Below are 16,245 nucleotides of genomic sequence, written 5' to 3'. Positions count from 1 at the left end.
AAACCATGAAACAAAAGCAAACAACACATAACACACCGGGTGAAGGCTTCGCACCGGCGGTCTCCCCCGTTGCCTCTACCGTCGTTTCCACTCCGGAGGAAGCAATCCAGTGCGGGGAAACATCTATTCCAAGCCAGGGCGACAACATGCCTGCTTACCATGCCAGGCCTAAAAACGCCGACGGCCCGCTGCCGGTAGTTATCGTTATTCAGGAAATCTTTGGCGTACATGAACATATCCGTGATGTCTGCCGCCGTCTGGCCCTCGAAGGCTATCTGGCCATCGCCCCCGAACTTTATTTTCGCCAGGGCGAGCCGGGAGATTTCGCCGATATCCCCACGTTGCTAAGCGGCCTGGTCTTTAAAGTACCGGACAGCCAGGTGTTGGGCGATCTCGACCACGTAGCCAGCTGGGCTTCACGCAACGGCGGCGACGCCCACCGCCTGATGGTCACCGGCTTTTGCTGGGGCGGGCGCATAGCATGGCTGTACGCGGCGCATAACCCGCAGCTTAAAGCCGCAGTGGCCTGGTACGGCAAGCTGACTGGCGAGAAAACGCTGAACTCTCCGCATCACCCGGTCGATATCGCCATCAACCTTAATGCGCCAGTGCTCGGACTTTATGGCGGCCAGGATACCGGCATTTCACAGGAGAGCGTTGAAACCATGCGCCAGGCTTTACGCGCGGCCAATGCCAATGCTGAAATCATAGTTTACCCGGAAGCGGGTCATGCTTTTAATGCGGACTATCGCCCGAGCTATCATGAGGAGTCGGCGAAGGATGGCTGGGAGCGAATGCTGGCGTGGTTTAAGCGCTATGGGGTAAGGAAGTAAGAAACGGGGGCTAAATGCCCCCACTTTGTTTTTTTGGATTATTCGTTACGCAGGTTCTGCGCCGCTTTCACCATATTAGCCAGCGCCGCGCGGGTTTCCGGCCAGCCGCGTGTTTTCAGGCCGCAGTCCGGGTTAACCCACAGGCGTTCGGAAGGGACAGACTCAGCCGCTTTCTTTAGCAGGGCCTCGATCCATTCCACATCAGGCACGTTCGGGGAGTGGATGTCGTAAACGCCCGGCCCAATTTCGTTCGGGTATTCGAACTCTTTGAACGACTCCAGCAGATCCATATCTGAGCGCGAGGTTTCGATGGTGATAACGTCCGCATCCAGCGCCGCAATGGAGTCCATGATGTCGTTGAACTCGCAGTAGCACATGTGGGTGTGGATCTGGGTGTCATCGCGCACCACGGCGGCGTTCAGGCGGAAGGCCTCAACGCCCCACTCCAGATAAGCCTGCCAGTCGGACTGTCGCAGCGGTAAGCCTTCACGCAGGGCCGGTTCATCAATCTGAATGATGCCGATACCCGCTTCTTCGAGGTCCGCCACTTCATCGCGCAGCGCCAGCGCAATCTGCTTAGCGATAGTCTCGCGAGACACATCTTCACGCGGGAAAGACCAGCAGAGGATGGTTACAGGCCCGGTCAGCATGCCTTTAACCGGTTTGTCGGTCAGGGACTGCGCATACTTAGCCCACTCAACGGTAATTGGCTCAGGGCGGCTGATATCGCCGATAACAACCGGCGGCTTAACGCAGCGGGAACCGTAGCTCTGTACCCAGCCGTTTTGGGTGAATACGAAGCCATCCAGGTGCTCACCAAAGTATTCAACCATGTCGTTACGCTCGGCTTCGCCGTGTACCAGCACGTCCAGCCCCAGGCGTTCCTGCTCGATAATCGCCTGCTTAATGTGTTCGGCAATGCCGGTGCGATAGTTGTTAGCGTCCAGATTCCCCTTCTTGAAGTCCAGGCGCAGGCCGCGAATCTCAGTGGTTTGCGGGAAGGAACCGATGGTCGTCGTTGGCCATGCCGGCAGGTTAAAGCGCGCGCGCTGGGCAGCGGCACGGGCGTTATAGCTGCTCTGACGCTGGCTATCCTGAGCCGTTACCTGCGCCAGACGCTCGCCAACGGCGGCATTATGTACGCGTTTAGAATTACGGCGAGCCTGAATCGGCGCGCTCCACTCGGCAATTTTAGCGGTGTCGCCGCTGTTCAGAGCTTCGGTCAGGAGAGACAGTTCGGCACACTTTTGCAGAGCAAAGGCAAACCAGCTCTTCACTTCCACATCCAGACGAGTCTCCACGCTCAGGTCGAGTGGGCTGTGCAGCAGGGAGCAAGAAGAGCCCACCCACAGGTCACGCTTGCCCACCAGCGCTTTAAGCTGCGCGTATTTCTCGGTCAGGTCAGCGCGCCATACGTTACGACCGTTGATTACTCCGGCGGACAGCAGCCAGTCAGCAGGCAGCTTCTTGTGGATTTCGTTCACGTCGTCTTTACCGTGCACGAAGTCTACGTGCAGGCCCTGCACCGGCAGCGCGGTGATGGTGTTCAGGTTAGGGCCAACGCCTTCGAAGTAAGTAGTCAGCAGCAGCTTAACTTGGCCGGTCAGCGCGTCATAGGCCGGTTTAAAGGCATCCAACCATGCCTGCGGCAGTTCAAGAACCAGCGCAGGTTCGTCAATTTGTACCCATTCAACGCCGCGTTTTGCCAGCTCGACCAGCACCTGCTGGTACACCGGCAGGATATCTTTCAGCAGGCTGAGGCGGTCAAACTGCTCGCCTTTCACTTTGCCAAGCCAGAGGTAAGTTACCGGCCCCAGCAGTACAGGCTTCACTTTATGGCCCAGCGCCAGCGCTTCATCCACTTCTTCCAGCAGTTGAGTCCAGGTGAGTCTGAACTGCTGGCCTTTGGTGAATTCCGGCACCATGTAATGGTAGTTAGTGTTGAACCACTTGGTCATTTCAGCGGCGGCAGCCGGTTCACCGGTCGGTGCGCGGCCGCGGCCAATACGGAACAGGGTGTCGATATCTACGCTGCCATCTTTGCTCTGATGACGAGCCGGCACGTTACCGAGCAGCAGGCTGGTGGTCAGAACATGGTCGTACCAGGCGAAATCGCCCACCGGCAGCAGCTCAACGCCAGCCTGTTTTTGTTGGTCCCAGTGGCGGGCACGCAGTTCGCGGCCAACCGCCAGTAATTCTTCGCGGGAGGTATTGCCTGCCCAGTAGCTTTCTTGTGCTTTTTTCAGCTCGCGCTTGAGGCCGACGCGAGGGAACCCGAGGGTGTGGTTATGGATTGTCATGGTGTTTCCTCTATTCGGTTCGATGTATTTAGCCATCCAGATGTTTACACCGCTATAATCAGCAGGTACTGTATATTCCTCAAGCGCAATTTGTTCATGACGAAGTGAAGGACTTTCATGATCGAGATTAAACACCTGCGGACGCTGCAAGCGTTGCAAAACTGCGGCTCCCTCGCCGCCGCGGCTGCGGCCCTGCATCAGACTCAGTCTGCTCTCTCTCACCAGTTCAGCGATCTGGAGCAGCGTCTCGGCTTCCGCCTGTTCGTTCGTAAAAGTCAGCCACTTCGTTTTACGCCTCAGGGCGAAATTCTGTTACAGCTTGCGGAGCAGGTGCTTCCGCAAATTGGACGCGCGCTGCAGGCATGTAACGAACCTCATCAAACGCGGCTGCGCATTGCGATTGAGTGCCACAGCTGTATTCAATGGCTGACCCCGGCGCTGGAGAATTTCCGTCTGCACTGGCCGCAGGTGGAAATGGACTTTAAATCAGGCGTCACTTTTGACCCGCAGCCAGCCCTGCAGCAAGGCGAGCTGGATATCGTATTAACCTCCGATATCCTGCCGCGCAGCGGGCTGCATTATTCGCCGATGTTTGATTTTGAAGTGCGCCTGGTTGTCGCCACTGACCATCCGCTGGCGCACAAAGCGAGTATTGAACCTGAAGATTTAGCCAGCGAAACTCTGTTGATTTACCCGGTACAGCGTAGCCGCATGGACATCTGGCGTAACTTCCTGCAGCCGGCGGGCGTTAGCCCTTCGCTGAAAAGCGTAGATAACACGCTGCTGCTGATCCAGATGGTGTCGGCGCGGATGGGCATTGCCGCCCTACCGCACTGGGTGGTGGAGAGTTTTGAGCACCAGGGTTTGATAGTCACCAAAACCCTGGGCGAGGGATTATGGAGCCGCCTGTATGCGGCAGTGCGCGACGGAGAGCAGCGCCAGCCGGTAACCGAGGCATTTATTCGCTCGACGCGCCAGCATGCCTGCGACCACCTTCCGTTTGTGAAGAACGCGGAGCGACCCACCGGCGATGTACCCACAGCGAGGCCATTATCACCGTTCCCCCAATGATAAAGCTCGGCCAGTGCGGCTGCTCCTGCCAGATAGCAAGGTTGACCAGCAGCCCGGCCGGAACGTGCACGTTATTCATGATGCCGAGCGTACCGGCATCAACCTGAGTCGCGCCGTAGTTCCACATAAAGTAGCCCAGCCCGGAAGCCACCACACCCAGCCAAACCAGAATCCCCCACTGTAGCGAGGTGACAGGAAGCTTCTGCGGATTACCGAGGGTGAACCAGGCCACGACGGCGACAATAAATGCTCCGAGATAAAACCAGGAAAACGCGCAATGCTGCGGCATCGGGTGGGTTTCCATCAGACGCTTATAGCCCACCATCCCGATAGCGAAGCAGATATTAGCCCCCTGCACCAGCAGCAGGCCAATCCAGAAGTGCTCACTCACCTTATCATAGCGAATAATCGCCGCACCAATCACCGCCAGCCCCGCGCTCAGAGCGTAGCCCCAGCGCAGCTTATTGCCGCTCAACAGATCGTAGATAAGCGTCACGTAAAGCGGCGTCATCACCGTAAACAGCAGGAATTCGGAAACCGTCAGATACATGTAGGCGCGGAAGCTGAAGAGGTACATTACGCCCAGTTGAAGCGCACCCACCAGCATATAAAGCAGCAGCGTTTTTGGCTGATAGCCCTTAAAGCGCAGGAACGGCAGGAACACCAGTGCCGCCAGCCCAACGCGCATCAGCACGGAAAAGTAGCTATCTACATGCCCGGCAAGGTATTCGCCGATTAGGCTAAAAGAGAAGGCCCACAGAATTGTGGTGATGATAAGTAATGGCACGATGAGCAATCCGAAGCGAACGATATTGCGCCATTGTAACCAGTGGACAGCAGGCTGGCTTAACTATTTAGTTGACGAGTGGTCATTATTAAACCACCCGTCATTTTGCCCATTACTCGGCTTTCAGGAACAGTTTACGCAGATAGTGCGGCACCGCGTTATCCCCGTTGGTGCCGATAACCTCAAGCTCCGGCAGCAGGTCTTTAAGGCGCTGGTGGGCGTTGCCCATGATGCAGCCCTTTCCGGCCATGCTCAACATCTCGGCATCGTTCATCCCGTCGCCGAAGGCAATACAGTCTTTCAGCCCAAAGCCCATCGCTTTAGACACCGCTTCCAGCGCATGGCCTTTGGAAACGCCGCCCGCCATGACTTCGAGGCAGGTGAGCGTAGAGAAGCTCACGTTTACACGGTCACCCCAGCGGGCGTTAATGGCCTGCTCAAGCGGCAGCAGCGCGTCGTGGTCGTCACAGGTGAAGAACACTTTGCTGACCCCGTCGGCTTCCAGCAGGCCAGGTTCAAACAGCGTGTAGCTAAATTTAGCTTCCTGGAAATATTTCATCTCTTCCGGACGATGGCGGTTCATAAACCACTCGTCGCCGCGGTAGACGTTGGTCACGATGTCAGGGCTGTTGTGCATCACGCCAAACAAGTCCTGAGCGATATCGTGGTCAAGGTCGTGAGAGAACACCAGATTGCCGTCGGTGTCGTGCACGCGAGCACCGTTGGAGGTGATCATGTAGGCCGAGATCTCAAGATTATCGCGGATTTGTGCCACATCAATGTGGTGGCGGCCGGTGGCAAAAACAAAGTTAACGCCTTCGGCTGTGAGCAGTTTTAATGTTTCTTTCGCATAAGCGGAGAGGAAATGGTCGGGAGACAGCAACGTGCCATCTAAATCGGATGCAACGACGTGGTACATAGGATTATTCAGCCTCTGGTGAGATATTTTCAATTAGTTATGCCGGTCGAAAAACTCGAGTACGGCAGACAGCGCTCTGGCGCGCATAGCGTCCTTTTCAAACAGGATCTCGTGATACGCACCTTCAATAACGTAAGGTGATTCCCCCTCACAGGGATGACCCGCCGCGGCCTTAATTTCGCAGAAACGCTGGTGCGCACGGTTGTCCACCACGCGCTCCTCTTCTGCCTGGAGTAAAAAAATCGGCGTGGTGATGGCAGCGGCTCCTGCTAACACCTTTTCTCCGGCGAGTATTCCTTCTCGTACCCAGTGGAACGTTGGCCCCCCCACCCGCAATGCTGGCTCATCAGCATAAAAACGCAGGCTACGGCGGTAGCGCTCCTCACTGTGGGTCAGGACGTTAACGCTAAACGGCAGCGCACGCCAGCGACCTGTTCCTATTGCGTAGCCTTCCCGAATACGCGGGTGCCCTTCAGCCCAGTCAAGAATATGGCGAACCATCCACTCTGGCCAACGCAGCGTAATACCAAACATCGGCGCACAAAGCGCAACCGCGCTGAAGGCATCGGGGTTCTGCTGTAGCCAGAGTGCGGCAATCGCGCCGCCCATTGAGTGGGCCAGCATATAGCGTTTACGCCAGCTGCCCGGCGCAACTTCCTGCTGGTAAAAACGGTCAAAATCCTCAACGTAGTCGCTGAAGTTCACAACATGCCCGCGGTGGCTGTCCGAAAGCAGTCGTCCGGATCGCCCCTGCCCGCGGTGGTCGATAATGAGAACATCGAAACCGCTGTGGAATAAGTCCCAGGCAAGCTCGGCGTATTTCACATAGCTTTCGATTCTGCCAGGGCAGACCACGATAACGCGATCGTGCTGTGGCGAAGTGAAACGGACGTAGCGCACAGGAATGTCATCAACGCCGGTGAATTCACGCTCTTCACGCCTGCGCCAGAATTCCGTAAGCGGGCCTGTCGCGAAAGCAGCAAATGCGTCTTCGCGTTCTAACCATCCATTTTTATGCTGAGACATAGGGGTCGGCATCAGGTATCTGTGGTTTTTTTGTGGCTCGTGGCACGCTTATCAACAATAGCGTATTGTGGCATAAAAGTGCGCATCCAGGGAGCTTAGCATGACCTTCGAGTGGTGGTTTACCTACCTGCTAACCACATTAATTCTTAGCCTTTCACCCGGTTCCGGGGCCATTAACACCATGACGACCGCCATCAGCCACGGCTACCGCGGCACGGTGGCGTCTATTGCCGGGCTGCAAACCGGGCTGGCGACCCATATTGTGCTGGTTGGCATCGGCCTTGGTGCGCTCTTCTCGCGCTCTTTACTGGCTTTCGAAGTCCTGAAATGGGCCGGTGCCGCCTATCTTATCTGGCTGGGCATTCAGCAATGGCGTGCCGCCGGGGCGCTAGACCTGAACACGCTGGCCACCAGCCAGCCGCGCAGCAGGCTGTTCAAACGAGCGGTGTTCGTCAACCTGACCAACCCCAAAAGCATCGTGTTTCTTGCCGCATTATTCCCGCAGTTTATCGTGCCGCACCAGCCACAGATGATGCAGTACGTGGTGCTGGGGGTAACAACGGTGGTTGTGGATGTGTTCGTGATGATTGGCTATGCGACCCTGGCAAAACGCATTGCCGGCTGGATAAAAGGGCCGCGCCAGATGAAAGCCCTGAACCGGGTATTTGGTTCGTTGTTTATGTTGATTGGCGCGCTGCTTGCCGGAGCGCGCCAGGCCTGATTATCGGGAAATGATCAGGTGGATACCAAACCCGGTGAACAACGCGCCCGCCATACCGTCGATCCATTTGGCGAGGCGCTGATAGCCGCGACGCATTTTCGGTAAAGCGAACAGGCTCGCCACCAGGCTGAACCAGGCAAAGGTTTCAATCGCGATCAGCACAAACAGGCCCCAGCGTTCCGCGCTGCCCACATTGTCGCCCACGAACAGCGAGAACACGCTGCCGAAGTAGATAATCGCTTTCGGGTTAGCCAGGTTGGTCAGCAGCCCTTTAACGAAGCTCTTCCCGCCGCTCGCCAGCTCAACCGTCGGCGCTTCCTCACTTTTGACTTCTTTCTTCAGCGCACCGCGCAGCATCTGGTAGCCCATCCAGCACAGATACAGGCCGCCGCCGACCATAATGACGTTATGGAGCCACGCCATTTTTTCGAGGATCAGGTGCAGGCCAAGCAGCGCAACACCCGCCCAAACCATCACGCCAGCGGTAATGCCCATTACGCCCATCATCGCTTCTTTGCGGGAGCGGCTTACGGCGGTCTGGGAAACAAAGAAAAAGTCAGGGCCCGGGCTCATCAGGGCAACAATGTGCACCAGCGCCACGGTCAGGAATAGCATTAACATAGGAGATAGCTCGCGTGCAGATAATTCATAGAGTCAGTATCCTGCCACTTTTCCTGCGGGCAGGCTACTCTTCATCAACCCCGTCAACATGGTCGCGGATCATCGTCATAAACGGGCGACCAAAGCGCTCAAGTTTGCGGGTGCCTACGCCGTTAATCCCCAGCATTTCACCCGGAGAGAGCGGCATTTGCTCCGCCATTTCGATAAGCGTTGCATCGTTGAACACCACGTATGGCGGGATATTTTCTTCGTCGGCAATAGATTTTCGCAGTTTGCGCAGCTTGGCAAACAGTTTGCGGTCGTAGTTGCCGCCAAACACTTTCTGGCTGGCGCGCGGCTTGAGCACCACAACGCGCGGCACCGCCAGCATCAGCGGCTCTTCGCCACGCAGATAAGGGCGGGCGGCCTCCGTCAGCTGTAATGCCGAGTGCGCGGCGATGTTCTGCGTGACAACGCCAAGGTGGATCAGCTGGCGAATAACGCTCACCCAGTGCTCCGTCGTGTGGTCGCGGCCTTCGCCGTAAACTTTCAGCTTGTCGTGGCCGAGGTCGCGAATACGCTGGTTATTGGAGCCGCGAAGCACTTCAACCACATAGCCCATACCGAACCGCTGGCCGACCCGGTAAATGCAGGACAGCGCTTTCTGGGCATCCATCAGCCCGTCGTAGCGACGCGGCGGGTCAAGGCAGATATCGCAGTTGCCGCAGGCCTGCTGGCGGCCTTCGCCGAAATAGTTGAGCAGCACCAGACGGCGGCAGGTTTGCGCTTCGGCAAAAGCGCCCATCGCGTTGAGCTTGTGGCGCTCAATGTCCTGGAGCGCCCCGGGGGCTTTCTCCTCCAGGCACTTACGCAGCCAGGCCATATCGGCAGGATCGTAAAACAGCATCGCTTCCGCAGGAAGACCATCTCGCCCGGCGCGGCCTGTTTCCTGGTAATAGGATTCGATGTTGCGCGGAATATCAAAGTGGGCAACAAAGCGCACGTTCGGCTTGTTGATGCCCATACCAAACGCGACGGTAGCCACCACGATTTGCAGATCGTCACGCTGAAATTTTTCCTGCACTTCGCCGCGGACCTGGTGCTCCAGCCCGGCATGGTAGGCTCCGGCGCTCACGCCCTTGCTTTGCAGACGGGCGGCAATGTCTTCCACTTTGGCGCGGCTGTTGCAGTAAATAATGCCGGATTTGCCGCGCTGCTCCTGAATATATCGAGTCAGCTGATCGAGAGGTTTGAATTTCTCCATCAGCATGTAGCGGATATTGGGCCGGTCAAAGCTGCTGATTTGGATGAGCGGATCGTTAAGGCCGAGCAGGCGCACAATATCCAGCCGGGTAGTATCGTCCGCCGTCGCGGTTAGTGCGACAAAGGGCACGGCCGGGAGGCGCTCGCGAAGCTGACCAAGCGCGGCATACTCAGGGCGGAAGTCGTGCCCCCACTGGGAAATACAGTGCGCTTCGTCCACCGCCACCATCGAAAGCTGCCAGTTGCTGAGATGGTCAATAAAGTTGTCCATCATCAGGCGTTCGGGCGCGATATACAGCAGGCGAATTTGCCCGGTACGGCAGCCAGCCATCACTTCCTGCTGCTGCTCCCGGCTTTGGGTCGAGTTGAGGCAGGCCGCCGCTACGCCGTTAGCCAGCAGCTGATCGACCTGGTCTTTCATCAGGGAAATAAGCGGAGAGACCACTACGGTAAGGCCGCCAAATACCAGAGCAGGTATTTGATAGCACAGCGATTTACCGCCACCGGTCGGCATCACCACCAGGCAGTCACGCCCCTCCAGCACCGTATCGATGATGGTTTCCTGGCCCGGACGGAATTGCTGATACCCGAAGGTTTCCTGCAAAACCTGCCTTGCCAGCGACGCCTGATTGATTACTTCCGCCTGTGTCACGCTATCCCCACTACCTAAAATTCAGGCGCCATTTTCAGCGCCCGGAAAAGAAACTGCAATGCTTTAGAAAAGATCGTTAAGCATAACGCCTACGCCAACCCGTGTCTGGTTAAAGTTGTAGTCGATGAGCGATTCACCATAGCCGCTGTACACCTGAGTGTAGAAGCGAACGTGCTTCGTTATCGGGTAGCTAACGCCGAGTTCCGCGCCGCCGTAGCCGCTATTCCAGTTGTACTGCCCTTTCACGCTGAATACCGCATCGCCGAGCGCATAGCCAACTTTGAGCTGGTAATAACCCATGTATTTGGTGATATCCGGGTTGTCGTCAACGCTGCCCACAACGTACCAGGGCTTAACTTCTACCTGCCAGTCGCCGTTTTGCGCCATCAGGCGCGTATACAGGCGGTTCCAGCCGCGTGAAGTCGGGTCAGAGCGGCCATTTGAATCGTGGTTATAGCCAAATTCAACGTCGCGCAGCGTCCAGCCGGCGAAGCTCGCATCGGTAGCAAAGCCCAGGAACAGCTGCGGCTCATAGTTGGTTTCTCGAAACGGCGAGGACTCATTGCGGTTGGAAAGCTGCCACCAGGACTTCTGGGTATAAGAGGCCCCCAGCACCGAGTTATCCCCAAGAATGCCGCGCCACAGCGGGAATGCCAGGCTGAGCTGAAATTTCACCTCATCCTTACGGGCGTTGCTGGCCCAGTCATAGGAGCTAATGGCTTCTTTATTCAGGTCGCTGGTCCAGGTGTAGAGCAGGTAGTTCGTGTCGTACGGGTAAAGCGTAAAGGGGTTGTCATGCTCTTGCAGCAGGTTGGCAATAACGCTGCCGCGTACCGCTGGCTTGTCGTGAACTTTATCAATAGTGGCTTCTTGAGCAAAGGCGGAGAGCGGCAGCAGCGCGGCCATTCCCCATCCCAGAGATTTCAGCATTAGTCTCGTTCTCCATAACACAAGGTTTCAAAATATTAAGCGGCATTCATTCTACAGACTCAGGGTTTCCGCCCGATAGCTATCACTCTTAAAGTGGAAAGCAACAAATGAGAAGCATAAAATAAACACCTTGTTAACTTATTCATTATTTGTTCGAGGAATGAACCATGTCTTCCCCTCTGCTGACCACCGAAGAAGCGCTAAAGCTGGTGGGCGAAATTTTCGTTTACCACATGCCTTTTAACCGCGCCCTCGGTCTTGAACTGGAGCGCTACGAAAAGGCATTCGCCCAGCTTAGCTTTAATAACCAGCCGATGATGGTCGGGAACTGGGCGCAAAGCATTTTACACGGAGGCGTTATTGCTTCCGTGCTGGACGTGGCGGCCGGGCTGGTCTGCGTCGGCAGCACGCTCACCCGCCACGATACGATAACCGAAGACGAACTGCGCCAGCGCCTGTCCAAAATGGGCACCATCGATTTACGCGTCGATTATCTGCGCCCCGGCCGCGGAGAGCGTTTTACCGCCAGCAGCAGCTTGCTTCGCGCCGGTAATAAGGTCGCGGTCGCCAGGGTCGAGCTGCATAACCAGGACCAGGTCTACATTGCCAGCGCAACCGCAACCTACATGGTAGGGTGAGAAGATAAATCCTGTTACTATTTGCGCACTATTTTTTTGCTGAGCGTTTTTCATGGATCCGAAACAGACTCGTCAGGGAGTGATGCTTGCTCTGACTGCCTATTTTATCTGGGGCATCGCGCCGGTTTACTTCAAATTTATACACTACGTACCGGCCACCGAAATTCTTACCCACCGCGTTATCTGGTCATTCTTCTTTATGCTTGCCCTGATAAGCGTCTGCCGCCAGTGGCCGCAGGTGAAAAGATCCTGCCAGAACCGCAAAAAAATCTTAGCGCTGGCGCTGACCGCCGTGCTTATCGGCGGCAACTGGCTGTTGTATATCTGGGCGGTTAATAACCACCATATGCTGGAAGCGAGCCTCGGGTATTTTATTAACCCGCTGGTTAACGTTGTGCTGGGGATGCTGTTTTTAGCAGAGCGTTTTCGCCGCATGCAGTGGGTCGCCGTACTGCTGGCGGTCTGCGGCGTGCTGGTACAGCTGTGGACCTTCGGCTCGCTGCCGGTCATCGGCCTTGGCCTGGCTTTCAGCTTTGCTTTTTACGGCCTTATCCGTAAAAAAATTGCCGTCGACGCGCAGACCGGGATGTTGTTCGAAACGCTCTGGCTGCTGCCGATTGCGGCGATTTATCTGTTTGGCATTGCCGATAGCGCCACCAGCCATATGGGGCTGAACCCGTGGTCTCTGAACATGATGCTCATCGCCGCAGGCGTTATCACAACCGTGCCGCTGCTGTGCTTCACCGCCGCCGCAACCCGCCTGCGCCTCTCAACGCTCGGTTTCTTCCAGTACCTGGGGCCAACGCTGATGTTCCTGCTGGCCGTGAGCTTCTACGATGAAGTTATCACCCAGGACAAAATGATAACCTTCGGCTTTATCTGGGCGGCGCTGGCGCTATTTATTGCCGATGCTATTTATACCCAACGGCGAACGAAATCCGGCCGTTAAGCCAGATACGAAAAAGGAGCCCTGCGGCTCCTTTTTTCTTACAACCAGTTCTTACGCTTAAAGTAGAGATACGGCGCTAAGCCCGCGAGCATCATAAAGATAATCGCCCCGGGGTAACCAAAGCTCCATTTCAGCTCGGGCATAAACTCGAAGTTCATCCCGTAGCTGGAGGCCACAAGCGTTGGCGGCAGGAAGACTACGGAAACCACCGAGAAGATTTTGATAATGCGGTTCTGCTCGATGTTGATAAAGCCCATCGCCGCCTGCATCAGGAAGTTAACCTTCTGGAACAGCGATTCGTTGTGCGGCAGCAGGGATTCGATATCCCGCAGGATCTCGCGAGCCTGTTCCAGCTGCCCACCCGGCAGGCGGGCTTTACGCACCAGGAAGTTCAGCGCACGCTGGGTATCCATCAGGCACAGGCGCACCTTCCAGCCGATATCTTCCAGCTCGGCCAGGGTGGAAAGCGCGGCGTCGTATTCATCGCCCTGATGCCCTTCCATGATCACGCGGCTCAGCTGTTCGAGGTCGCTATAGATGTTTTCTATTTCATCCGCCAGCTGTTCGATTTTGGTTTCAAACAGGTCAAGCAGCAGCTCCCAGGCGTTGCCGTCTACCATCGACTGGTTGCGGGCGCGCATGCGGTAAAGACGAAACGCCGGCAGTTCGCGCTCGCGCAGCGTATACAGGCGGCCTTCACGAATAGTAAAGGCTACCGTGCTGTTGCCCGCGTGGTCGTCCGCATCTTCAAAGAAGAAAAAGGAGTGGATGTGAAGCCCGTCTTCGTCTTCAAAGAAACGCGCGGATGCTTCGATGTCTTCCAGCTCTGGTCGGGTTGCCAGGCTTTGGCCAAGTTCCGTTTGCACACGCTCTCGCTCGCTCTCTTCCGGCTCGACCAAGTCAACCCAGACCGAATTGGTCAGGTTATCGGTCTCGTCCAGCTCGAGGCGGGCAAGGCGATTATTTTCCAGTTGAAATGCGCTCAGCATGACCGGGACTCCCAATGCAAAAAAATATCAGGGACAATTCGGTTGGCACACAGACAGAAACGATAGAGGTTTCAGACCATTAAACAGTCTGACTCAAGGGGCGACGGGATATAAAATATATGAGGTCGCTGACAACCACGAAGGCTATCAGCACCGGAGGATAGCCTTAGAAGTTGTACCTGGATGACAGGTTATTGAGCCAGCATCTACTGGGTGTGTCCAAGGCGAGTGTCCTCTTAGCGTAATCGTGCGCGCATGTTACGCCACCGCTAATATGGCGTCAACACGCAACGGGACACGGCTGAATAAGTTCATACCAGTGACACATAAAGGGTAGCGCAAACTCAGATAATTGCGATTATTTTCTGTAACTTACACGGTTTCCAACCGGGCATAGGCGGCAACCAGCCACTTAATTCCCTGCCCCTGAAACGCCACCTGAAGGCGGCTGTGCTCGCCGCTACCTTCAAGGTTAACCACGGTACCTTCGCCGAATTTAGGATGGCGCACGCGCTGCCCAAGACTAAAGCCTGAATCATTCTGCGCAACCGGCGTGCCCATACGCTGATGGCTTACCGGTCGGCTGATGCTGGCGCGCAGGCGAACTTCTTCAATACAGTTTTCCGGCAGTTCCCCGATAAAACGTGAAGGCCGATGATAGACCTCTTTACCATACAGACGGCGGGTTTCGGCGTAGGTCAGGGTCAGTTTCTGCATCGCGCGGGTGACGCCCACGTAGGCCAGGCGACGCTCTTCTTCCAGGCGCCCGCCTTCGTCGAGCGACATCTGGCTCGGGAACATTCCTTCTTCCATCCCGACGATAAACACCTGCGGGAATTCGAGGCCTTTTGCCGAGTGAAGCGTCATCAGCTGCACCGCATCCTGCCAGGTGTCCGCCTGACCTTCACCCGCCTCAAGCGCGGCGTGGGAGAGAAACGCCTGCAGCGGCATCAGATCTTCGTCTTCATCCTGATAGCTAAACTGGCGCGTAGCGGTGACCAGCTCCTCTAAGTTCTCAATACGGGTCTGGCCTTTCTCGCCTTTCTCCTGCTCGTACATCATGAACAGGCCGGAATCCTTAATCACGCGATCGGTCTGAACGTGCAGCGGCATGTCGGCAGTTTCATGCGCCAGAGCGTCGATAAGCTCCATAAAGCGCTGGAGCGCCGAGGCCGCGCGCCCGGCCAGCGCTTTTTCCTGCAACAGCAGGCGACAGGCCTGCCACAGCGTTAGCTGCTGGTCGCGGGACGCCTGGCGCACGACGTCCAGGGTGCGGTCGCCAATGCCGCGGGTTGGCGTATTGACCACACGCTCGAAGGCGGCATCGTCATTGCGGTTTGCCATCAGGCGCAGATAAGAAAGCGCGTCTTTGATTTCCTGGCGTTCGAAGAATCGCATGCCGCCATAGATACGGTAAGGCATGCTGGCCTGAAGCAGCGCCTCTTCCAGCACACGCGACTGGGCGTTGCTGCGGTAAAGAATGGCGCATTTTTCCAGCACGCCGCCGTTTTCCTGCCAGGTCTTGATGCGGTTTACCACAAAGCGCGCTTCATCCAGCTCGTTGAAGGCGCAATAGATAGAGATAGGTTCGCCGTCGCTACCGTCGGTCCACAACTCTTTCCCAAGGCGACCCGAGTTGTTGGCAATCAGGGCGTTGGCGGCGTTCAGAATGTTGTTCGTCGAGCGGTAGTTTTGCTCCAGACGAATAGTTTGTGCGCCGGGGAAGTCGTTAAGGAAGCGCTGAATATTTTCAACCTGAGCGCCGCGCCAGCCGTAGATAGACTGGTCATCATCGCCGACGATCATTACCTTGCCGGAATCCCCGGCCAGCAGGCGGATCCACGCGTACTGAATGTTGTTAGTATCCTGGAATTCGTCCACCAGGATATTGGTGAAGCGTTCGCGGTAGTGGTTCAAGATATGCGGTTTGTTCAGCCAAAGCTCGTGGGCACGCAGCAGCAGCTCGGCAAAATCCACCAGCCCGGCGCGATCGCACGCTTCCTGATAAGCCTGGTAAACCTTCTGCCAGGTTTGCTCCACCGGATTGCCGTAGCTTTCGACGTGGTGCGGGCGCAGGCCTTCGTCTTTTTTGCCGTTGATGTACCACATAGCCTGACGCGGTGGCCACTGCTTCTCGTCAAGGTTCATCGCCTTAATCAGGCGTTTGAGCAGGCGCAGCTGGTCTTCGCTATCGAGAATCTGGAAATCCTGCGGCAGGTTGGCATCCATATGGTGGGCGCGCAGCAGGCGGTGAGCCAGCCCGTGGAAGGTGCCAACCCACATGCCGCCCTGGCTGGTGCCCATCAATTGGCTAATACGATGGCGCATTTCCGCCGCCGCTTTGTTGGTAAAGGTCACCGCCATAATGGAATACGGTGAACAGTTTTCGACCGTCATCAACCACGCGATGCGGTGAACCAACACGCGAGTCTTACCACTGCCCGCCCCGGCCAGCACCAGCATATTGCTGCGCTTGGCGGCAACCGCTTCACGCTGTTTATCATTGAGGCTATCAAGCAGGTAAGAAACGTCCATTGGCACCGCCGTGTAAAGTGGTTAAAACTCGA

The 16,245-nt window shown here is 56.3% G+C and carries 15 protein-coding genes; 5 read left to right on the top strand and 10 right to left on the bottom strand.

The features are described from left to right. Positions 1 to 5: 5 nt before the first annotated feature. Complete coding sequence (locus HMPREF0201_RS22140) at positions 6 to 833, top strand: dienelactone hydrolase family protein (RefSeq protein WP_016539010.1); 828 nt, start codon at positions 6 to 8, stop codon at positions 831 to 833. Positions 834 to 871: 38 nt separating this feature from the next. Here HMPREF0201_RS22140 and metE read toward each other — a convergent pair whose 3' ends face one another. Next, positions 872 to 3,133, bottom strand: a complete 2,262-nt coding sequence (gene metE / locus HMPREF0201_RS22135) for a 5-methyltetrahydropteroyltriglutamate--homocysteine S-methyltransferase (protein ID WP_039899054.1) — start codon at positions 3,131 to 3,133, stop codon at positions 872 to 874. A gap of 117 nt (positions 3,134 to 3,250) precedes the next feature. Here metE and metR point away from each other — a divergent pair, with 117 nt between their 5' ends. Continuing rightward, entirely contained in the window at positions 3,251 to 4,204 is a 954-nt protein-coding gene (gene metR, locus HMPREF0201_RS22130) for an HTH-type transcriptional regulator MetR (protein WP_016539008.1), read from the top strand. Here the strand turns inward: metR and HMPREF0201_RS22125 are convergent. The 3 genes from HMPREF0201_RS22125 to pldB form a co-directional block, all read right to left on the bottom strand. Then, a complete protein-coding gene (locus HMPREF0201_RS22125; protein ID WP_039899485.1) occupies positions 4,092 to 4,991 on the bottom strand; it encodes a carboxylate/amino acid/amine transporter in 900 nt (299 codons plus the stop codon). The genes metR and HMPREF0201_RS22125 overlap by 113 nt on opposite strands. Before the next feature lie 112 nt (positions 4,992 to 5,103). Continuing rightward, positions 5,104 to 5,910, bottom strand: coding sequence for a sugar/pyridoxal phosphate phosphatase YigL (yigL, locus tag HMPREF0201_RS22120; RefSeq protein WP_016539006.1), 807 nt, complete (start codon positions 5,908 to 5,910; stop codon positions 5,104 to 5,106). Positions 5,911 to 5,943: 33 nt separating this feature from the next. Next, positions 5,944 to 6,936, bottom strand: coding sequence for a lysophospholipase L2 (pldB, locus tag HMPREF0201_RS22115; protein WP_016539005.1), 993 nt, complete (start codon positions 6,934 to 6,936; stop codon positions 5,944 to 5,946). Positions 6,937 to 7,036: 100 nt separating this feature from the next. Here pldB and rhtB point away from each other — a divergent pair, with 100 nt between their 5' ends. Continuing rightward, positions 7,037 to 7,657, top strand: coding sequence for a homoserine/homoserine lactone efflux protein (gene rhtB / locus HMPREF0201_RS22110; RefSeq protein WP_016539004.1), 621 nt, complete (start codon positions 7,037 to 7,039; stop codon positions 7,655 to 7,657). On the opposite strand, the gene rhtC is transcribed toward rhtB, so the two are convergent. The 3 genes from rhtC to pldA form a co-directional block, all read right to left on the bottom strand. Beyond that, positions 7,658 to 8,278, bottom strand: coding sequence for a threonine export protein RhtC (gene rhtC, locus HMPREF0201_RS22105; RefSeq protein WP_016539003.1), 621 nt, complete (start codon positions 8,276 to 8,278; stop codon positions 7,658 to 7,660). 64 nt (positions 8,279 to 8,342) lie between these two features. Further along, entirely contained in the window at positions 8,343 to 10,172 is a 1,830-nt protein-coding gene (gene recQ, locus HMPREF0201_RS22100) for an ATP-dependent DNA helicase RecQ (protein ID WP_016539002.1), read from the bottom strand. Between the two features lie 63 nt (positions 10,173 to 10,235). Further along, on the bottom strand, positions 10,236 to 11,102 hold the full coding sequence (pldA, locus tag HMPREF0201_RS22095; protein ID WP_016539001.1) for a phospholipase A: 867 nt from the start codon (positions 11,100 to 11,102) through the stop codon (positions 10,236 to 10,238). A 167-nt stretch (positions 11,103 to 11,269) separates the two neighbouring features. Between pldA and yigI the strand changes: the two genes are divergently transcribed. Together yigI and rarD are read left to right on the top strand one after the other, a co-directional pair. Next, the gene (gene yigI, locus HMPREF0201_RS22090) at positions 11,270 to 11,740 is read left to right on the top strand and encodes an acyl-CoA thioesterase YigI (RefSeq protein WP_016539000.1); all 471 of its coding nucleotides are present in this window, start codon (positions 11,270 to 11,272) and stop codon (positions 11,738 to 11,740) included. Between the two features lie 52 nt (positions 11,741 to 11,792). Next, positions 11,793 to 12,689 (top strand): EamA family transporter RarD, encoded by an 897-nt coding sequence (gene rarD / locus HMPREF0201_RS22085; RefSeq protein ID WP_016538999.1) that lies wholly within the window; start codon positions 11,793 to 11,795, stop codon positions 12,687 to 12,689. Between the two features lie 38 nt (positions 12,690 to 12,727). Here rarD and corA read toward each other — a convergent pair whose 3' ends face one another. The 3 genes from corA to uvrD form a co-directional block, all read right to left on the bottom strand. After that, positions 12,728 to 13,678: a magnesium/cobalt transporter CorA gene (gene corA, locus HMPREF0201_RS22080; RefSeq protein WP_016538998.1), complete on the bottom strand. Its 951-nt coding sequence runs from the start codon at positions 13,676 to 13,678 to the stop codon at positions 12,728 to 12,730. Between the two features lie 166 nt (positions 13,679 to 13,844). Beyond that, positions 13,845 to 13,901: a YsgD/CorL family protein gene (gene ysgD, locus HMPREF0201_RS23560; protein WP_353591484.1), complete on the bottom strand. Its 57-nt coding sequence runs from the start codon at positions 13,899 to 13,901 to the stop codon at positions 13,845 to 13,847. 149 nt (positions 13,902 to 14,050) lie between these two features. Further along, entirely contained in the window at positions 14,051 to 16,213 is a 2,163-nt protein-coding gene (gene uvrD / locus HMPREF0201_RS22075; RefSeq protein WP_016538997.1) for a DNA helicase II, read from the bottom strand. Positions 16,214 to 16,245: the final 32 nt, after the last annotated feature.

This window comes from Cedecea davisae DSM 4568 (assembly GCF_000412335.2).
Lineage (GTDB): Bacteria > Pseudomonadota > Gammaproteobacteria > Enterobacterales > Enterobacteriaceae > Cedecea > Cedecea davisae.
Note: the sequence above shows the minus strand (reverse complement) of the source record. Positions and strands in the feature narration are given on the sequence as shown.

Coding starts and splice junctions, on each gene's coding strand:
- metR (WP_016539008.1), top strand. CDS start 3,251: ATGATCGAGATTAAACACCTGCGGACGCTGCAAGCGTTGCAAAACTGC.
- uvrD (WP_016538997.1), bottom strand. CDS start 16,213: ATGGACGTTTCTTACCTGCTTGATAGCCTCAATGATAAACAGCGTGAA.
- pldB (WP_016539005.1), bottom strand. CDS start 6,936: ATGTCTCAGCATAAAAATGGATGGTTAGAACGCGAAGACGCATTTGCT.
- pldA (WP_016539001.1), bottom strand. CDS start 11,102: ATGCTGAAATCTCTGGGATGGGGAATGGCCGCGCTGCTGCCGCTCTCC.
- HMPREF0201_RS22140 (WP_016539010.1), top strand. CDS start 6: ATGAAACAAAAGCAAACAACACATAACACACCGGGTGAAGGCTTCGCA.
- rhtC (WP_016539003.1), bottom strand. CDS start 8,278: ATGTTAATGCTATTCCTGACCGTGGCGCTGGTGCACATTGTTGCCCTG.
- rhtB (WP_016539004.1), top strand. CDS start 7,037: ATGACCTTCGAGTGGTGGTTTACCTACCTGCTAACCACATTAATTCTT.
- yigI (WP_016539000.1), top strand. CDS start 11,270: ATGTCTTCCCCTCTGCTGACCACCGAAGAAGCGCTAAAGCTGGTGGGC.
- metE (WP_039899054.1), bottom strand. CDS start 3,133: ATGACAATCCATAACCACACCCTCGGGTTCCCTCGCGTCGGCCTCAAG.
- rarD (WP_016538999.1), top strand. CDS start 11,793: ATGGATCCGAAACAGACTCGTCAGGGAGTGATGCTTGCTCTGACTGCC.
- yigL (WP_016539006.1), bottom strand. CDS start 5,910: ATGTACCACGTCGTTGCATCCGATTTAGATGGCACGTTGCTGTCTCCC.
- corA (WP_016538998.1), bottom strand. CDS start 13,678: ATGCTGAGCGCATTTCAACTGGAAAATAATCGCCTTGCCCGCCTCGAG.